Annotated in this window: 21 protein-coding genes and 1 pseudogene; all 22 read right to left on the bottom strand. The window is 59.8% G+C overall.

Annotated elements, in window-relative coordinates; all coding sequences use genetic code 11:
* Window positions 1-513, bottom strand: a complete 513-nt coding sequence (gene rpsE, locus ACR9Y2_RS09575) for a 30S ribosomal protein S5 (RefSeq protein WP_435040918.1) — start codon at window positions 511-513, stop codon at window positions 1-3.
* Window positions 514-515: 2 nt separating this feature from the next.
* Window positions 516-875 carry a 50S ribosomal protein L18 gene (rplR, locus tag ACR9Y2_RS09570; RefSeq protein WP_435040917.1) on the bottom strand — a complete coding sequence of 120 codons (360 nt, stop codon included), beginning with the start codon at window positions 873-875 and terminating at the stop codon, window positions 516-518.
* Window positions 876-895: 20 nt separating this feature from the next.
* The gene (gene rplF, locus ACR9Y2_RS09565; RefSeq protein ID WP_435040915.1) at window positions 896-1,432 is read right to left on the bottom strand and encodes a 50S ribosomal protein L6; all 537 of its coding nucleotides are present in this window, start codon (window positions 1,430-1,432) and stop codon (window positions 896-898) included.
* Window positions 1,433-1,497: 65 nt separating this feature from the next.
* Window positions 1,498-1,893 (bottom strand): 30S ribosomal protein S8, encoded by a 396-nt coding sequence (gene rpsH / locus ACR9Y2_RS09560; RefSeq protein WP_194447962.1) that lies wholly within the window; start codon window positions 1,891-1,893, stop codon window positions 1,498-1,500.
* Between the two features lie 104 nt (window positions 1,894-1,997).
* Window positions 1,998-2,183, bottom strand: a complete 186-nt coding sequence (locus ACR9Y2_RS09555) for a type Z 30S ribosomal protein S14 (protein WP_194447961.1) — start codon at window positions 2,181-2,183, stop codon at window positions 1,998-2,000.
* 27 nt (window positions 2,184-2,210) lie between these two features.
* The gene (rplE, locus tag ACR9Y2_RS09550) at window positions 2,211-2,762 is read right to left on the bottom strand and encodes a 50S ribosomal protein L5 (RefSeq protein ID WP_435040914.1); all 552 of its coding nucleotides are present in this window, start codon (window positions 2,760-2,762) and stop codon (window positions 2,211-2,213) included.
* 32 nt (window positions 2,763-2,794) lie between these two features.
* On the bottom strand, window positions 2,795-3,172 hold the full coding sequence (rplX, locus tag ACR9Y2_RS09545) for a 50S ribosomal protein L24 (protein ID WP_435040913.1): 378 nt from the start codon (window positions 3,170-3,172) through the stop codon (window positions 2,795-2,797).
* A gap of 2 nt (window positions 3,173-3,174) precedes the next feature.
* The gene (gene rplN, locus ACR9Y2_RS09540) at window positions 3,175-3,543 is read right to left on the bottom strand and encodes a 50S ribosomal protein L14 (protein WP_194447959.1); all 369 of its coding nucleotides are present in this window, start codon (window positions 3,541-3,543) and stop codon (window positions 3,175-3,177) included.
* Window positions 3,544-3,586: 43 nt separating this feature from the next.
* Window positions 3,587-3,877, bottom strand: coding sequence for a 30S ribosomal protein S17 (rpsQ, locus tag ACR9Y2_RS09535; RefSeq protein ID WP_435040912.1), 291 nt, complete (start codon window positions 3,875-3,877; stop codon window positions 3,587-3,589).
* Window positions 3,878-3,880: 3 nt separating this feature from the next.
* Window positions 3,881-4,090, bottom strand: coding sequence for a 50S ribosomal protein L29 (rpmC, locus tag ACR9Y2_RS09530; protein WP_435040911.1), 210 nt, complete (start codon window positions 4,088-4,090; stop codon window positions 3,881-3,883).
* 39 nt (window positions 4,091-4,129) lie between these two features.
* Window positions 4,130-4,549 (bottom strand): 50S ribosomal protein L16, encoded by a 420-nt coding sequence (gene rplP, locus ACR9Y2_RS09525; RefSeq protein WP_194447956.1) that lies wholly within the window; start codon window positions 4,547-4,549, stop codon window positions 4,130-4,132.
* Window positions 4,550-4,885: 336 nt separating this feature from the next.
* Window positions 4,886-5,506, bottom strand: a pseudogene (gene rpsC / locus ACR9Y2_RS09520) (30S ribosomal protein S3); the annotation flags it as partial.
* A 19-nt stretch (window positions 5,507-5,525) separates the two neighbouring features.
* The gene (gene rplV, locus ACR9Y2_RS09515) at window positions 5,526-5,888 is read right to left on the bottom strand and encodes a 50S ribosomal protein L22 (RefSeq protein ID WP_435040910.1); all 363 of its coding nucleotides are present in this window, start codon (window positions 5,886-5,888) and stop codon (window positions 5,526-5,528) included.
* A gap of 33 nt (window positions 5,889-5,921) precedes the next feature.
* Window positions 5,922-6,206: a 30S ribosomal protein S19 gene (gene rpsS, locus ACR9Y2_RS09510; RefSeq protein WP_194447953.1), complete on the bottom strand. Its 285-nt coding sequence runs from the start codon at window positions 6,204-6,206 to the stop codon at window positions 5,922-5,924.
* Between the two features lie 19 nt (window positions 6,207-6,225).
* Window positions 6,226-7,059 (bottom strand): 50S ribosomal protein L2, encoded by an 834-nt coding sequence (gene rplB, locus ACR9Y2_RS09505; protein WP_435040909.1) that lies wholly within the window; start codon window positions 7,057-7,059, stop codon window positions 6,226-6,228.
* Window positions 7,060-7,077: 18 nt separating this feature from the next.
* The gene (locus tag ACR9Y2_RS09500) at window positions 7,078-7,365 is read right to left on the bottom strand and encodes a 50S ribosomal protein L23 (RefSeq protein WP_194447951.1); all 288 of its coding nucleotides are present in this window, start codon (window positions 7,363-7,365) and stop codon (window positions 7,078-7,080) included.
* Window positions 7,365-7,991, bottom strand: a complete 627-nt coding sequence (gene rplD / locus ACR9Y2_RS09495; protein WP_435040908.1) for a 50S ribosomal protein L4 — start codon at window positions 7,989-7,991, stop codon at window positions 7,365-7,367. Before rplD ends, ACR9Y2_RS09500 begins: the two co-directional genes overlap by 1 nt.
* Window positions 7,992-7,997: 6 nt before the next feature.
* On the bottom strand, window positions 7,998-8,624 hold the full coding sequence (rplC, locus tag ACR9Y2_RS09490; protein WP_435040907.1) for a 50S ribosomal protein L3: 627 nt from the start codon (window positions 8,622-8,624) through the stop codon (window positions 7,998-8,000).
* A gap of 108 nt (window positions 8,625-8,732) precedes the next feature.
* Window positions 8,733-9,059, bottom strand: coding sequence for a 30S ribosomal protein S10 (gene rpsJ / locus ACR9Y2_RS09485; RefSeq protein ID WP_194447948.1), 327 nt, complete (start codon window positions 9,057-9,059; stop codon window positions 8,733-8,735).
* 56 nt (window positions 9,060-9,115) lie between these two features.
* Window positions 9,116-10,306, bottom strand: coding sequence for an elongation factor Tu (gene tuf, locus ACR9Y2_RS09480; protein WP_435040906.1), 1,191 nt, complete (start codon window positions 10,304-10,306; stop codon window positions 9,116-9,118).
* Window positions 10,307-10,333: 27 nt separating this feature from the next.
* Window positions 10,334-12,424, bottom strand: a complete 2,091-nt coding sequence (fusA, locus tag ACR9Y2_RS09475; protein ID WP_435040905.1) for an elongation factor G — start codon at window positions 12,422-12,424, stop codon at window positions 10,334-10,336.
* A 48-nt stretch (window positions 12,425-12,472) separates the two neighbouring features.
* Window positions 12,473-12,943, bottom strand: coding sequence for a 30S ribosomal protein S7 (gene rpsG / locus ACR9Y2_RS09470; protein WP_194447945.1), 471 nt, complete (start codon window positions 12,941-12,943; stop codon window positions 12,473-12,475).
* Window positions 12,944-12,955 lie beyond the last annotated feature (12 nt).

Here is a 12,955-nt window from a genome sequence, read left to right as displayed (position 1 = left end):
TTAGAGATTCTCCACAGCCAACCCGCGCAGCTCAGCCACTGCCGCCCTGTCGCGGAGCTGGTCGAGAGCAGCAATGGTCGCCTTCACAACATTATGAGGGTTGTGGGTGCCCAGTGACTTGGTCAGCACGTTGTGAATTCCAGCTGCCTGGATGACGGCGCGCACCGGGCCGCCGGCAATCACGCCTGTACCTTCCGGGGCCGGCTTCAGCAGCACTGCGCCGGAGCCGAACTTACCGAGCACGACGTGGGGAATACTGCTGCCCACGGTGTTCACATGATGCAGGTTCTTCTTGGCCGCCTCGATGCCCTTCTTGATGGCCGAAGGAACTTCCTTCGCTTTGCCGGTGCCGAAACCAACCACTCGCTGGTCCGGATCGCCAATCACCACCAAGGCCGAGAAGCTGAGGTTCTTACCGCCCTTGACCACTTTGGTCACGCGGTTGATGCTGACAACCTGTTCTTTCAGGTTGAAGGCCTTCGGATCGATTTTCTTAACAGGAACGGCTGCCATGGTTAGAACTCCAGTCCGGCTTCCCGGGCAGCATCGGCCAAAGCCTTGATGCGCCCGTGGTACAGATAACCGCCGCGGTCGAAGACCACTTTGCTGACGCCTTGTGCCTTGGCGCGCTCGGCGACGAGCTTGCCGATCTCCTTGGCTCCGGCGAGGTTGCCACCAGTCGCGGTCGCGTTCGTTTCGGAGCTTGAGGCTGAAACGATGGTGCGGCCAGCGCGGTCGTCGATCACCTGCGCGTAGATGTTTTTCAGGCTGCGGAATACCGCCAGGCGGGGCCGCTCCTGCGTACCCTTCACCCTCTCGCGAATCCGGACGTGAATCCGCCGGCGACGCGAATCTTTATCGATGGAGCGCTTCATTTTTCAATACCCTCCCGCGACTACTTTCCGCCCGCGCCGGTCTTGCCGACCTTCTTGCGAACAGCTTCACCCGTATAGCGGATACCCTTCTGCTTGTAGGGCTCCGGCGGGCGCAACGCGCGGATGTTTGCCGCAACCTGACCAAGAGCCTGCTTGTCGATGCTGGTCAGCACCAGGTGCGTATTCTTGTCCACCCTGCAGTCAATGCCGGGCGGCAACAGGAACTCAATCGGGTGCGAATAGCCCAGCACGAATACAACGACGCTACCCTTTACTTCAGCGCGGTAGCCGATACCAACGATGTCGAGCTCGCGGGTGAATCCGGCGCTGACTCCGGTCACCGCGTTCGAGGCCAAAGCCCGCGTCAAACCATGCAGGGCCGCGTATTGATCCCCATCCCGCTTCACGTCGAGTACCGCATCGTTCTTTTCGATGCGCACGCCGTGGGGGATCGGCACCATCAGCTTACCCTTGGGACCTTCCACCTTCATCTCGGCGCCCAGCGTCACTTTGACGCCGGTCGGCAGCGGGATAGGTTTTTTTCCAACTCGTGACATTCCTTAACTCCAGTCCGCTTTCCAGGAAACCTGTAGATTTCCAGACTTGAATAAATCCGGCCGGTCTAGTAGACCTGGCAGAGAATCTCGCCGCCCACGCCTTCTTTGCGCGCAGCCTTACCCGTCAGGAGGCCTTTCGGCGTGGTCAGGATGTTAATCCCCAGACCACCTAGCACCTTCGGAATCTCGTCACTGCCCACATAGACGCGGCAGCCGGGGCGGGAAACCCGCTCAATTATCGAAATCACCGGCTGATTGGCCGCCGTGTATTTGAGGTACACGCGGATCGCTTTGTGATTGCCTTCATCCACAATCTTGTAGTTGAGGATGTAGCCTTCATCCTTGAGAATGCGGGCAATCTCGGTTTTCAGCTTCGAGGCCGGTACGTCCACCTTCGGGAACTTGGCTTTCATGCCGTTCCGGATACGTGTGAGCATGTCGGCGATGGGATCGGAAACCATGACTTAAACTCTTCCTGTCGTCCTTAAGCTATTGCTTTCACTCCGGCGTGCTTTGGCGGGTTCTCTACCAGCCAGCTGCGCCGATTGGATCCAACGGAGGGGGCTTACCAGCTCGACTTCGTCACGCCCGGGACTTCCCCGGCGAGCGAAAGCAGGCGGAAGCAAATGCGGCACAGTTCGAACTTGCGCATGTAGCCCCGAGGCCGGCCGCAGCGCTTGCAGCGATTGCGGTGCCGGATCGCAAACTTCGGCTTCTTGTTATCCTTGGCAATTTTCGCCGTGGTCGCCATTCTTATCTAGCTCCTTATTCGCCTGGCCTAGTTTTGCCGGAACGGCATCCCCAGCAACTTCAGCAGCGCCTTCGCCTCGGCATCGGTCTGAGCCGTGGTCGTGATGCAGATGTTCATGCCCTTGGTCTTCTCGACCTTGTTGTAGTCGATCTCGGGGAAGATCAACTGGTCCTTGATACCCAGGGTATAGTTGCCGCGGCCATCGAAACTCTTTGTCGATACGCCCCGGAAGTCGCGCACACGGGGCAGCGCCACGTTCATCAACCGGTCGAGAAACTCGTACATCCGGTCGCCGCGCAGCGTCACCATGGTGCCAATCGACATTCCTTCGCGCAGTTTGAATGCCGCGATGGACTTCCGAGCCTTGGTCACGACCGGCTTTTGGCCGACGATCGAGCCCAGTTCGTTGACTGTACCGTCAACCATCTTGGGATTCTGCGTCGCTTCGCCCAGTCCGATGTTGACCGTAACCTTCTCCAACTTCGGGACGGCCATCACGTTGGAGTAATTGAACTCCTTCGTCAGCGCCGGGACCACCGTGGTCACGTATAAATCTCTCAGTCTCGCCTTCGTTGCCATTGCTTGAAGCTTCCTCTCAGCGTTTCCTCGTTCTACTTCTTGTCGAGGGTCTCGCCGGTTTTGCGGGCGATACGAACACGGCGGGTTTTGCCGCCGACAGTCTCTACTTTGACCCCGATGCGGGAGGTGTGCCCATCGTTGGTCACGATCATGACATTCGAAGCATGGATGGGGGATTCACGTTCGGCGATGCCGCCTTTGATACCCTGGCCCGGATTCGGCTTGATGTGCTTCTTTGACATCTGCACACCTTCCACCAGAATGCGGCCGGTCTCACGGTTCACTTCAAGAACGCGCCCAACCTTACCCTTATCCTTGCCCGCAATCACCTTCACGGTGTCGTTTTTGCGGAAGCGGATCTTAACTACTTCTTTCGGCTCGTTATGCCGGTTTGCCAGACGGCCCGCCATGGTTAGATTACCTCCGGAGCGAGCGACACAATCTTCATGAACTTCTTGTCGCGCAATTCGCGCGCGACGGGACCGAAGACGCGGGTGCCGACAGGCTCGCCGAGGTCGTTGACCAGCACAGCCGCGTTCGAATCGAAGCGAATATAGGTGCCGTCCTTGCGCCGTGTTTCCTTGCGCATGCGTACGATTACGCAACGGACGACCTTCCCCTTCTTAATGTTGGAGTCCGGGGCGGCCTCTTTAACAGCCGCGGTGATCACGTCACCCAGGCCCGCTTGCAGGCCCTTATCGCCACCGCGGGGCAGAATGCAGCTCAGCCTACGGGCGCCGCTGTTGTCGGCCACCTCGAGGATTGTTCTCATTCCAATCATGGCAGTATCCTCGTTTCCCTTCTAAAACCTTGCCGGCCTGCGGCTACTCCGCCAGTCCCGCAACACTGGTGTCCACCGCGCGGCGAACGATCTCGCCCAGGGTCCAGCGCTTCAACTTGCTCAACGGCCGGCTTTCGATGATGCGCACCACGTCGCCCACCTTCGCCGTCCCGTCCTCGTCGTGCGCGTAGAACTTGTTGCGCTTCGACACAATTCGCTTGTACAGGGGGTGCGGCACGCGTCGTGTCACCTGCACCACGATGGTCTTGGCCATCTTGGTCGAAACGACCTCGCCCACCTTCTCGTTTTTGTGGTTGGCTTGCACTTCGGCCATGAGTTACTTTGCCTCCCCAGCGGCTTTCAGTTGGCGCTGGCGCTGCACCGTGTAGATGCGCGCCCGATCCTTCTTCAGCTCGCGGTACTTCTTCAGGCCTTCCATCTGCCCCATGGACATCTGGAACTTGAGCCGGAAGAGCTGCTCTTCCATTTCCTTGACCTTGGAGGCCAATTCCTTCTCGTCGAGTTCCCGAATCTTTTCCGCTTTCATAGCGATAGTTCCTTGTTCCGGCTTAGCCTTTCACCCGGATTAACCAACCGTGTCCTCGCGGGTAATCAGCTTCGTACGGATGGGCAGCTTCATTGCCGCAAGACGCATTGCCTCGGCGGCCAATTCCTGCGTCACGCCTTCCATCTCGAACATGATTTTGCCAGGGCGAACGACGCACACCCACTGCTCCGGTGCGCCCTTGCCCTTACCCATACGCGTTTCAGCGGGCTTCTTCGTGATCGGCTTGTCCGGGAAGAGGCGAATCCACACTTTGCCGCCACGCTTGATAAAGCGTGTCATTGCAATACGAGCCGCTTCAATCTGCCGGTCCGTCACCCAGCCCACCGTCATGGCCTTCAGGCCGAAATCGCCGAATGACAGCGTTGAGCCGCGCCACGCCTTGCCGGCGCGACGGCCGCGCTGCTGCTTCCTATACTTAACCTTCTTCGGCATCAACATGGGTCGTAATCTCCCTGACTAAACTCGTGTCCCTTACTCGGCGGCGGTTTCGCCGGCCGGGGTCTGGGCCTCAGGTTCCGGCTTCCAGCTGGGAGCCGTAGGCTGCGCCACCGGGGGCACAACACTGCTCGCAGCCGGCGGTGCAGCCTGCACCGGAGCCGCGTCCGCACTCACCGTGATCGGCGCCGGAGCGTTATTGCGCTCCACGCGATCGCCGCGATCACCAGACGGCCGGCGTTCACGCCGATCGCCACGGTCACCACGATCCCCACGGTCGCCGCGCGGATTCCGCCTTGGCTCATCAGTCCGCGTGCGGCGCGAGAAACCGTCGGTCGAAACCTCACCCTTATACACCCAGCACTTCACACCAATTACACCGTAGGTCGTGTACGCCTGGGCAAAACCATAATCGATATCGGCGCGCAGGGTGTGCAGCGGCAGTTGTCCCTGCAAGTACCATTCGCTTCGTGCGATTTCGGCACCGTTCAGACGCCCCGACACGCGCACTTTGATACCCTTGCAACCGAAACGCAGAGCGCTTTCCACGGCCTTGCGCATCGCACGCCGGAACGCTACGCGCTTTTCGAGCTGCAGAGAAATTGACTCCGCCACCAGTTGCGCGTCCATCTCAGGCTTGTGAACTTCCTGGATGTCGATGAACACTTCACGCTTTGTCTTCTGAGCCAACTCCGTCTTCAGCTTCTCAATCTCCGCGCCCTTGCGGCCGATGATCAGGCCTGGACGTGAAGTGTGAATGGTGATGCGGAGCTTGGAGCCGCCCGGGCGCTCCACTTCCACCGAGCTGACACCCGCCGCCTTCAGCCGCTCGCGGAGCGACTCCTTCAGCTCGAGGTCCTCATGGAGGAGCTTCGCGTAATCTTGGGTGGCGAACCAGCGAGAGCGCCAGTTTTTGGTGACGCCCAACCGGAAACCGTAGGGATGAACTTTCTGACCCATGCGCTTCTCGTATCTCCGCTTATTTCTGACTCAGCGCCGCTTCGGCGTTCTTTTCGCCAACCTTCACCACGATGTGGGAAGTCCGGCGTTGATACCGGTAGGCGCGGCCCATCGGTGCGGGGCGCACCCTCTTCTGGCGCGGCCCTTCGTTGACATAGGCCTCAATGACAAACAAGGTGTCGACATCGAGGTCAGTATTGCGGTTTTCCGCATTGGCAATGGCCGACCGCAGAACCTTTTCCACCGTTGGCGCAATGCGCTTGTTGGTGGTCCGCAGAATCGTAATCGCGTCCCCGGCCTTACGGCCGCGGATCAGGTCGATTACGAGCCGCGCCTTCTGCGCCGACACTCGAATGAATCTGGCTTCCGCTCTCGCTTCCATATCCTTGATTCCTTTCCCTTCCCGCGGCGCTCTTTAGGACGGCTTGCCGGACTTGTCGGCCTTCGCGGCATGCCCCTTAAAGGTGCGGGTGGGGGAGAACTCGCCCAGCTTGTGCCCCACCATGTTTTCCGTGACGTACACGGGGATGAACTTCTTGCCGTTATGAACGGCGAGGGTGTGGCCGATGAATTCCGGTCTGATCGTCGAACGCCGAGACCAGGTCCGGACAACCTTCTTCTCGTTCTTCTCGTTCATCGCCACCACCTTAGTCAGGAGGTGCCCATCGGTGAACGGCCCTTTTTTCAGTGAACGGCTCATGGTCTTAAATCCCTATCGCTTACTTGTTCTTCGACCGCGGCGTGGCAATGTACTGATCCGTCCGCTTGTTGTTGCGCGTCTTGAAACCGCGTGTCGGCTGGCCCCAGGGCGTCACGGGGTGACGGCCACCGGAGGTACGGCCTTCACCACCACCGTGGGGGTGATCTACCGGGTTCATGGAGACACCGCGGTTGTGGGGCTTCACGCCCTTCCAACGGTTGCGGCCGGCCTTGCCCAACGACTCATTCTCGTGGTCCAGGTTGCCCACCTGGCCGATTGTCGCGTAGCAGGAAGTCATCACACGGCGCACTTCGCCCGAAGGCAGCTTCAGCAGCGCCATCCCGCTTTCACGGGAAACCAGCTGCGCCGATGCACCGGCCGAACGCGCCATCTGCCCACCCTTGCCAGGCCGCAGCTCAATGTTATGAACAATTGTGCCGGCCGGGATGTTTTCCAGGGGAAGCGAGTTGCCCACCAGAATGTCGGCCTGGGGGCCGGACAGGACAGTGCGGCCAATCTCCAAACCCACGGGGCAGAGAATGTATCGCTTTTCCCCGTCCACATAGTGCAGCAGGGCGATGCGGGCAGTACGGTTGGGATCGTATTCGATCGCGGCAACCTTGGCCGGAATCCCGTGCTTGTTGCGCTTGAAATCAATGATGCGGTAAGTCTGCTTGTGCCCGCCGCCACGGAACCGGATAACCAGGTGGCCCTTGTTGTTGCGCCCGCCGGACTTGGCAACAGTACCCGTGGTCAGCGATTTCTCAGGCGTCTGCTTCGTGATTTCGTCGCGGGTAACAACGGTCTGGAAGCGCTTGGTCGGAGTGGTAGGACGAAATGATTTAATCGGCATGGTTGATTCGGCCTCCCTTTAGAGCTCCGCGTACTCCGGCATCTTCTGGCCCGGCTTCAGGCGGATATAGGCCTTCTTCCAATCACCGCGGTAGCCGGCGTAACGGCCACGGCGGCGCAGCTTGCCTTCGAACGTTGCGGTACGGACATCTTCCACCTTCACTTTGAAGAGGGATTCCACCGCACCCTTGATGTCTGTCTTGGTCGCTTCGGGATGAACCTGGAAGCAGAGAGTGCTCTCTGTATCCTTCTTCCCGACGCCCTTTTCCGTAACAATGGGGCGCACAATGACTTCGTAGCGGTTCATTAGGCCAACGCCTCCGACAGCTTTTTCGCGGCTGCCTCGCTTAAAACAACGTGTTTGTGCGCCAGCAGGTCGTAAGTCGTCACGTCCTGGGTCGCTACCAGTTTCACACCCGGCAAATTGCGGCTGCCGAGCTCCAGGTTGCGGTTCGCGTCGTTCGTGCTCACCAGCAGAACCTTGCGGTCAGCCTGTAGATTCTTCAGCGCTTCGGCCATGACCTTAGTCTTGGCGTCAGCAAGATTCCACTCAGACACAACCTTCAGCTCACCGTCGCGCAGCTTGGCCGTCAGGGCCGAACGCAGTGCGCCCTGGACCATCTTCTTGTTGAGGCGATAGGAGTAGTCGCGCGGCACCGGGCCGTGCGTCGTACCACCATGGCGCCACAGCGGAGAACGGACGGAACCGACGCGCGCTCGGCCGGTACCCTTTTGCCGCCACAGCTTCTTGCCGGAACCTGCCACTTCACGACGAACCTTCGTCTTGGCCGTGCCGCTGCGGACGCCCGCCAGGTGATGGCGCACGCTCTCGTATATCAGATTCTCGTTGACGGGGGCACCGAACACAGCATCGGCCAGTTCGACCTCGCCCACCTTCGTATTTTTCAGATCAACAACGTCAACTTTTGGCATGGCTAGTTACCTCTTCGCGCGGCGCACAATGACGTAAGCGCCATTCGGTCCGGGCACCGCCCCCTTGACCATCAGTACGTTGTCCTCGGTGTCAACATCGATCACTTCGAGATTCCGTACCGTCACATTCACGTCGCCCATCTGGCCGCCCATGCGGGTGCCGGGGAAAACGCGGGACGGGAAGCTCGATGCGCCGATGGAACCCGGTGCGCGGTGGAACATCGACCCGTGCGTGTTGTCGCCGCCGCCGAATCCGTGGCGCTTCATGACGCCTGCGAATCCACGGCCCTTGCTCACGCCGGTTACGTCCACCTTGTCCTTGGGCTTAAACTGATCCACCAAGACGCGGTCGCCCAGCTTCGGGTCGCCCGAACCGGGCCGGAGCTTAAATTCGCGAGTGTACTTAACGCCGTCGGCGCTGGCCTTCTTCAGATGGCCGGCCATCGGCTTGTTCGGCTTCTTCGCGAATTCGACCAGACCCAACTGAACGGCGTCATATCCGTCGGTGGCCGGCGTCTTGCGCTGAACCACCACACAGGGTCCCGCTTTGAGCAAAGTCACGGGCACCACCTGCCCGTCGGGCCGGAAGACCTGTGTCATCCCAATCTTTTTGCCGATAATTCCTGGGCTCATATTCCCTCAGTTCCCTGCACCCGCCTCCAGCGACCGTTGCTTGCAGCTTCGGCCCGGTCCAGCGGTCTAATCTCGCGTCCTCACTCGGGCTGGGTAAGCGTGTTCGGCTTACTTCGCCCCTTTGTGGTAGGCCTTGATTTCCACGTCCACGCCAGCCGGCAGATCCAGCTTGCTCAGCGCGTCCACGGTGTCCTGCGTCGGTTCGAGGATGTCCAGCAAACGCTTGTGCGTCCGGATCTCGAACTGTTCACGGGACTTTTTATCCACGTGCGGCGAACGGTTCACGGTGTAACTGTTCCGCACTGTGGGCAGTGGAATGGGCCCCGCCACGCGGGCACCAGCCCGCTTGGCCGTTTCCACGATCTCGGTCGTGCTCTGATCGAGCAGGCGATGATCGTAGGCCTTCAACCGAATTCGAATACGTTTCGTGAGCATCTTCTTTATTTCCCTGGCGGCGGGCGCGTCTTCCGGCCCGCCGCCTTTCGGGCTAGCTAGTCGAGAACCACTTCCGATACCGTGCCGGCGCCGACCGTGCGGCCGCCTTCACGAATCGCGAAGCGCAATCCCTTGTCCATCGCCACCGGGGTGATCAGTTCCACACCCACCGTGACGTTGTCGCCAGGCATCACCATCTCCGTGCCTTCCGGCAATTCCATCACGCCCGTCACATCCGTCGTGCGGAAGTAGAACTGCGGACGATAACCCTTGAAGAACGGAGTATGACGGCCGCCTTCTTCCTTCGACAGTACGTACACTTCACCGCGGAACTTCGCGTGCGGCTTGATCGAGCCCGGCTTCGCCAGCACCTGACCACGCTCCACGTCGTCTTTGTCGATGCCGCGCAGCAACAGGCCGACATTGTCGCCCGCCATGCCGCTGTCCAGCAGCTTCTTGAACATTTCCACGCCCGTTACCACCGTCTTGCGCGTGTCGCGGAAGCCCACAATCTCGACTTCCTCGCCCACCTTGACCTGGCCCTTTTCAATTCGGCCCGTCACCACCGTCCCGCGGCCCTGGATCGAGAAAATGTCTTCGATCGGCATCAGGAACGGCTTGTCCACGTCGCGCGGCGGAATCGGAATGTAGCTGTCGACCGCTTCCATCAGGTCGTCCACCGACTTTTCCCACTCCGGCTCGCCATTCAACGCGCCCAGCGCGCTGACACGGCAGATCGGCAGGTCGTCGCCGGGGAACCCGTAGCTCGAAAGCAGCTCACGCAGCTCCATCTCCACCAGTTCCAGCAGTTCCGCGTCGTCCATCATGTCGACCTTGTTCAGGGCAACCACAATGTACGGTACGCCTACCTGGCGGGCCAGCAGGACATGCTCACGAGTCTGGGGCATCGGCCCGTCAGGAGCCGCCACCACCAGGATCGCGCCATCCATCTGCGCCGCACCGGTGATCATGTTCTTGATGTAGTCCGCGTGACCCGGGCAGTCCACGTGCGCGTAGTGACGTTTCGCCGTCTCATACTCCACGTGCGCCGCCGCGATCGTGATACCTCGTGCCTTTTCTTCAGGCGCGTTGTCGATCGAATCGAAGCTGCGGAACTGCACCTTCGGGTTATGCTTGGCCAGCGTCTTCGTGATTGCTGCCGTGAGCGTGGTCTTGCCGTGGTCGATGTGGCCAATCGTGCCGACATTCACGTGCGGTTTGCTGCGATCAAATTTCTCTTTCGCCATGACCTTCTGTCTCCTGCGCGCTCAAAACTAGCTGGGGCTCTGCCCCTTCATCTTGTTGATTACTTCCTCGGTAACTGACTGAGGAGCCTCTTCATAACGTCCGAAGTGCATCGTGAAGCTGCCCCTGCCCTGCGTCCGCGAACGGATTTCCGTCGCATAGCCGAACATTTCGGACAGCGGCACCATCGCCTTGATAATCTGCGTGTTGCCCTTCAGCTCCATGCCTTCCAGACGCCCGCGGCGGCTGATCAGGTCACCATTCACCGAACCCATGTATTCGTCCGGAACGACCACTTCCACGCTCATCACCGGCTCCAGCAGAACCGGCTTCGCCTTCTGAGCGGCATCTTTCAACGCCATCGAACCGGCGATCTTGAAAGCCATTTCCGACGAGTCGACATCGTGGTAGCTGCCGTCGTACACCGTCACTTTGACGTTGGCCATGGGGAAGCCGGCCAGAATGCCGCCTTCCAAAGCCTCGACGATGCCCTTTTCAGCAGGTCCGATATACTCCTTCGGAACCGTGCCGCCAACAATGCCATTGACGAACTCGTACTCTTTGTCCGGAGTCGGCTCCAGGTGCAGCTTGATGTGACCGTACTGGCCACGCCCACCCGTCTGGCGCACAAACCGGCCTTCGCCGTCGCTCTTCTTGCGAATCGTTTCGCGATAGGCAACCTGCGGCTTGCCGACATTGGCCCCGACATTAAACTCGCGCTGCAGCCGGTCGACGATGATCTCGAGGTGCAGTTCGCCCATCCCGGACAGAATCGTCTGGCCGGTCTCGGGGTCCGTGTTCACCTTCAGCGTCGGATCCTCCTGCACCAGCTTGGCAATCGCCATGCCCAGCTTTTCCTGGTCGGCCTTCGTCTTGGGCTCGATGGCCAACTGGATCACCGGGGCGGCAAACTCAATCGCTTCCAGCGAAATCGGATGCTCTTCGCTGCAGATCGTGTCGCTCGTGATGACCGACTTCAGGCCCACGCAGGCGGCAATGTCGCCAGCGTAGATCTCGGTGATCTCCTCACGCTTGTTCGCGTGCATTTTCACCAGACGGCCAATGCGCTCGCGCCGGCCCTTGCTGACATTCAGAATCGTGTCACCGGTGTTCAGCTTGCCCGAGTAAACCCGGATGAAGGCCAGCTGTCCGACGAACGAATCGGTCATGATCTTGAAGATCAGCGCCGAGAAAGGCTCGCTGTCATCCGCATGGCGGACCAACTCGATGCTCCGGTCGTCGACATCGTAGCCCTTGATCGGGGGGATGTCGAGAGGCGAGGGCAGCAGGTCGACCACGGAGTCCAGCATGTTCTGGACACCCTTATTCTTGAAAGCCGTGCCGCAGATCACAGGGAAGATCGTCTGCGCGATGGTCGCCTTGCGCAACCCGGAGGTGATCTCCGCGGTCGTCAGCGCTTCACCGTTCAGGTACTTCTCCATGAGGGTGTCGTCGGCTTCAGCAGCCGCCTCCACCATCTTTTCGCGGTATTCCTTGGCCTGCTCCAGCAGGTCGGCAGGAATCTCAACATCGTCGAACGCGGCGCCCAGGGTTTCGTCCCGCCAGATGCGCGCTTTCATCGTGACCAGGTCGATAATCCCTTTGAACTGGTCTTCGGCGCCTACCGGCAGCTGAATCGGCACCGCACGGGCATGCAGGCGATCTTCAATCGTGGCAACGGCATGGAAGAAGTCAGCGCCCACGCGGTCCATCTTGTTGATGAAGCAAACGCGCGGAACAGCGTACTTATCGGCCTGCCGCCAGACTGTTTCCGACTGAGGCTGGACACCAGCCACCGCGTCGAAAACCGCAACTGCACCATCGAGCACTCGGAGCGAACGCTCCACTTCGGCCGTGAAATCCACGTGGCCTGGCGTGTCGATAATGTTGATCTGGTAATCGTTCCAGGAGCAGGTCGTCGCGGCGGAGGTGATGGTGATGCCACGTTCCTGCTCTTGCACCATCCAGTCCATGGTGGCGGTACCTTCATGGACTTCACCGATCTTATAGGTGCGGCCGGTGTAATAGAGGATGCGCTCGGTTGTGGTGGTCTTACCGGCATCAATGTGGGCCATGATGCCGATATTTCTCATCTTCTCGAGTGCGATGGTGCGAGGCATATTTAGTCGTCGCTCCGGCGGCGGCTGAGCTTACGATTCTCCTTTTAGTTACCAGCGGTAGTGAGCGAAGGCCTTGTTGGCTTCCGCCATGCGGTGGACATCGTCCTTCTTCTTGATCGCGGCGCCGCGAAGGCTGGCGGCATCCATGAGTTCGTTGGCCAACTTTTCGGCCATGCTCTTGTCGGTCCTTGCGCGGGCACCGGTCAGGATCCAGCGAATCGCCAGCGAAGTGCGGCGATTATTCGGAACCTCGATCGGGACCTGGTAGTTTGCACCACCGACGCGCCGGGTCTTGACTTCCAGCAAAGGCTTGCAGTTCTCTACCGCCTTCTTGAACAACTTCAAGGGGTCGTCGTTCGACCGGTCCTTGATCGTTTCCATGGCGGTATAGAAGATCCGTTGGGACGTGGTCTTCTTGCCTTCCCACATCATCGAGTTGATGAACTTCTCGGCCAGCGTCGAGTTGTAAACGCCGTCGGGCTGAATTTCGCGGATCTCAGCGCGTCTTCTGCGGGGCATACGTTCCTCTTC

It is taken from the genome of Paludibaculum fermentans, assembly GCF_051172195.1.
In the GTDB taxonomy this organism is placed as follows: Bacteria; Acidobacteriota; Terriglobia; order Bryobacterales; family Bryobacteraceae; genus Paludibaculum; species Paludibaculum fermentans_A.
Note: the sequence above shows the minus strand (reverse complement) of the source record. Positions and strands in the feature narration are given on the sequence as shown.

Bases quoted from the DNA above. Each gene is read 5' to 3' on its own strand.
- ACR9Y2_RS09500 (WP_194447951.1), bottom strand. From the start codon at position 7,365: ATGAACCGCTACGAAGTCATTGTGCGCCCCATTGTTACGGAAAAGGGC.
- rpsH (WP_194447962.1), bottom strand. From the start codon at position 1,893: ATGGTTTCCGATCCCATCGCCGACATGCTCACACGTATCCGGAACGGC.
- rplV (WP_435040910.1), bottom strand. From the start codon at position 5,888: ATGGAAGCGAGAGCGGAAGCCAGATTCATTCGAGTGTCGGCGCAGAAG.
- rplN (WP_194447959.1), bottom strand. From the start codon at position 3,543: ATGATTGGAATGAGAACAATCCTCGAGGTGGCCGACAACAGCGGCGCC.
- rplE (WP_435040914.1), bottom strand. From the start codon at position 2,762: ATGGCAACGAAGGCGAGACTGAGAGATTTATACGTGACCACGGTGGTC.
- rplR (WP_435040917.1), bottom strand. From the start codon at position 875: ATGAAGCGCTCCATCGATAAAGATTCGCGTCGCCGGCGGATTCACGTC.
- rpmC (WP_435040911.1), bottom strand. From the start codon at position 4,090: ATGAAAGCGGAAAAGATTCGGGAACTCGACGAGAAGGAATTGGCCTCC.
- rpsS (WP_194447953.1), bottom strand. From the start codon at position 6,206: ATGAGCCGTTCACTGAAAAAAGGGCCGTTCACCGATGGGCACCTCCTG.
- rplC (WP_435040907.1), bottom strand. From the start codon at position 8,624: ATGAGCCCAGGAATTATCGGCAAAAAGATTGGGATGACACAGGTCTTC.
- rplP (WP_194447956.1), bottom strand. From the start codon at position 4,549: ATGTTGATGCCGAAGAAGGTTAAGTATAGGAAGCAGCAGCGCGGCCGT.
- fusA (WP_435040905.1), bottom strand. From the start codon at position 12,424: ATGCCTCGCACCATCGCACTCGAGAAGATGAGAAATATCGGCATCATG.
- rpsJ (WP_194447948.1), bottom strand. From the start codon at position 9,059: ATGCTCACGAAACGTATTCGAATTCGGTTGAAGGCCTACGATCATCGC.
- rplB (WP_435040909.1), bottom strand. From the start codon at position 7,059: ATGCCGATTAAATCATTTCGTCCTACCACTCCGACCAAGCGCTTCCAG.
- ACR9Y2_RS09555 (WP_194447961.1), bottom strand. From the start codon at position 2,183: ATGGCGACCACGGCGAAAATTGCCAAGGATAACAAGAAGCCGAAGTTT.
- tuf (WP_435040906.1), bottom strand. From the start codon at position 10,306: ATGGCGAAAGAGAAATTTGATCGCAGCAAACCGCACGTGAATGTCGGC.
- rpsG (WP_194447945.1), bottom strand. From the start codon at position 12,943: ATGCCCCGCAGAAGACGCGCTGAGATCCGCGAAATTCAGCCCGACGGC.
- rplX (WP_435040913.1), bottom strand. From the start codon at position 3,172: ATGGCGGGCCGTCTGGCAAACCGGCATAACGAGCCGAAAGAAGTAGTT.
- rpsQ (WP_435040912.1), bottom strand. From the start codon at position 3,877: ATGGCCGAAGTGCAAGCCAACCACAAAAACGAGAAGGTGGGCGAGGTC.
- rpsE (WP_435040918.1), bottom strand. From the start codon at position 513: ATGGCAGCCGTTCCTGTTAAGAAAATCGATCCGAAGGCCTTCAACCTG.
- rplF (WP_435040915.1), bottom strand. From the start codon at position 1,432: ATGTCACGAGTTGGAAAAAAACCTATCCCGCTGCCGACCGGCGTCAAA.
- rplD (WP_435040908.1), bottom strand. From the start codon at position 7,991: ATGCCAAAAGTTGACGTTGTTGATCTGAAAAATACGAAGGTGGGCGAG.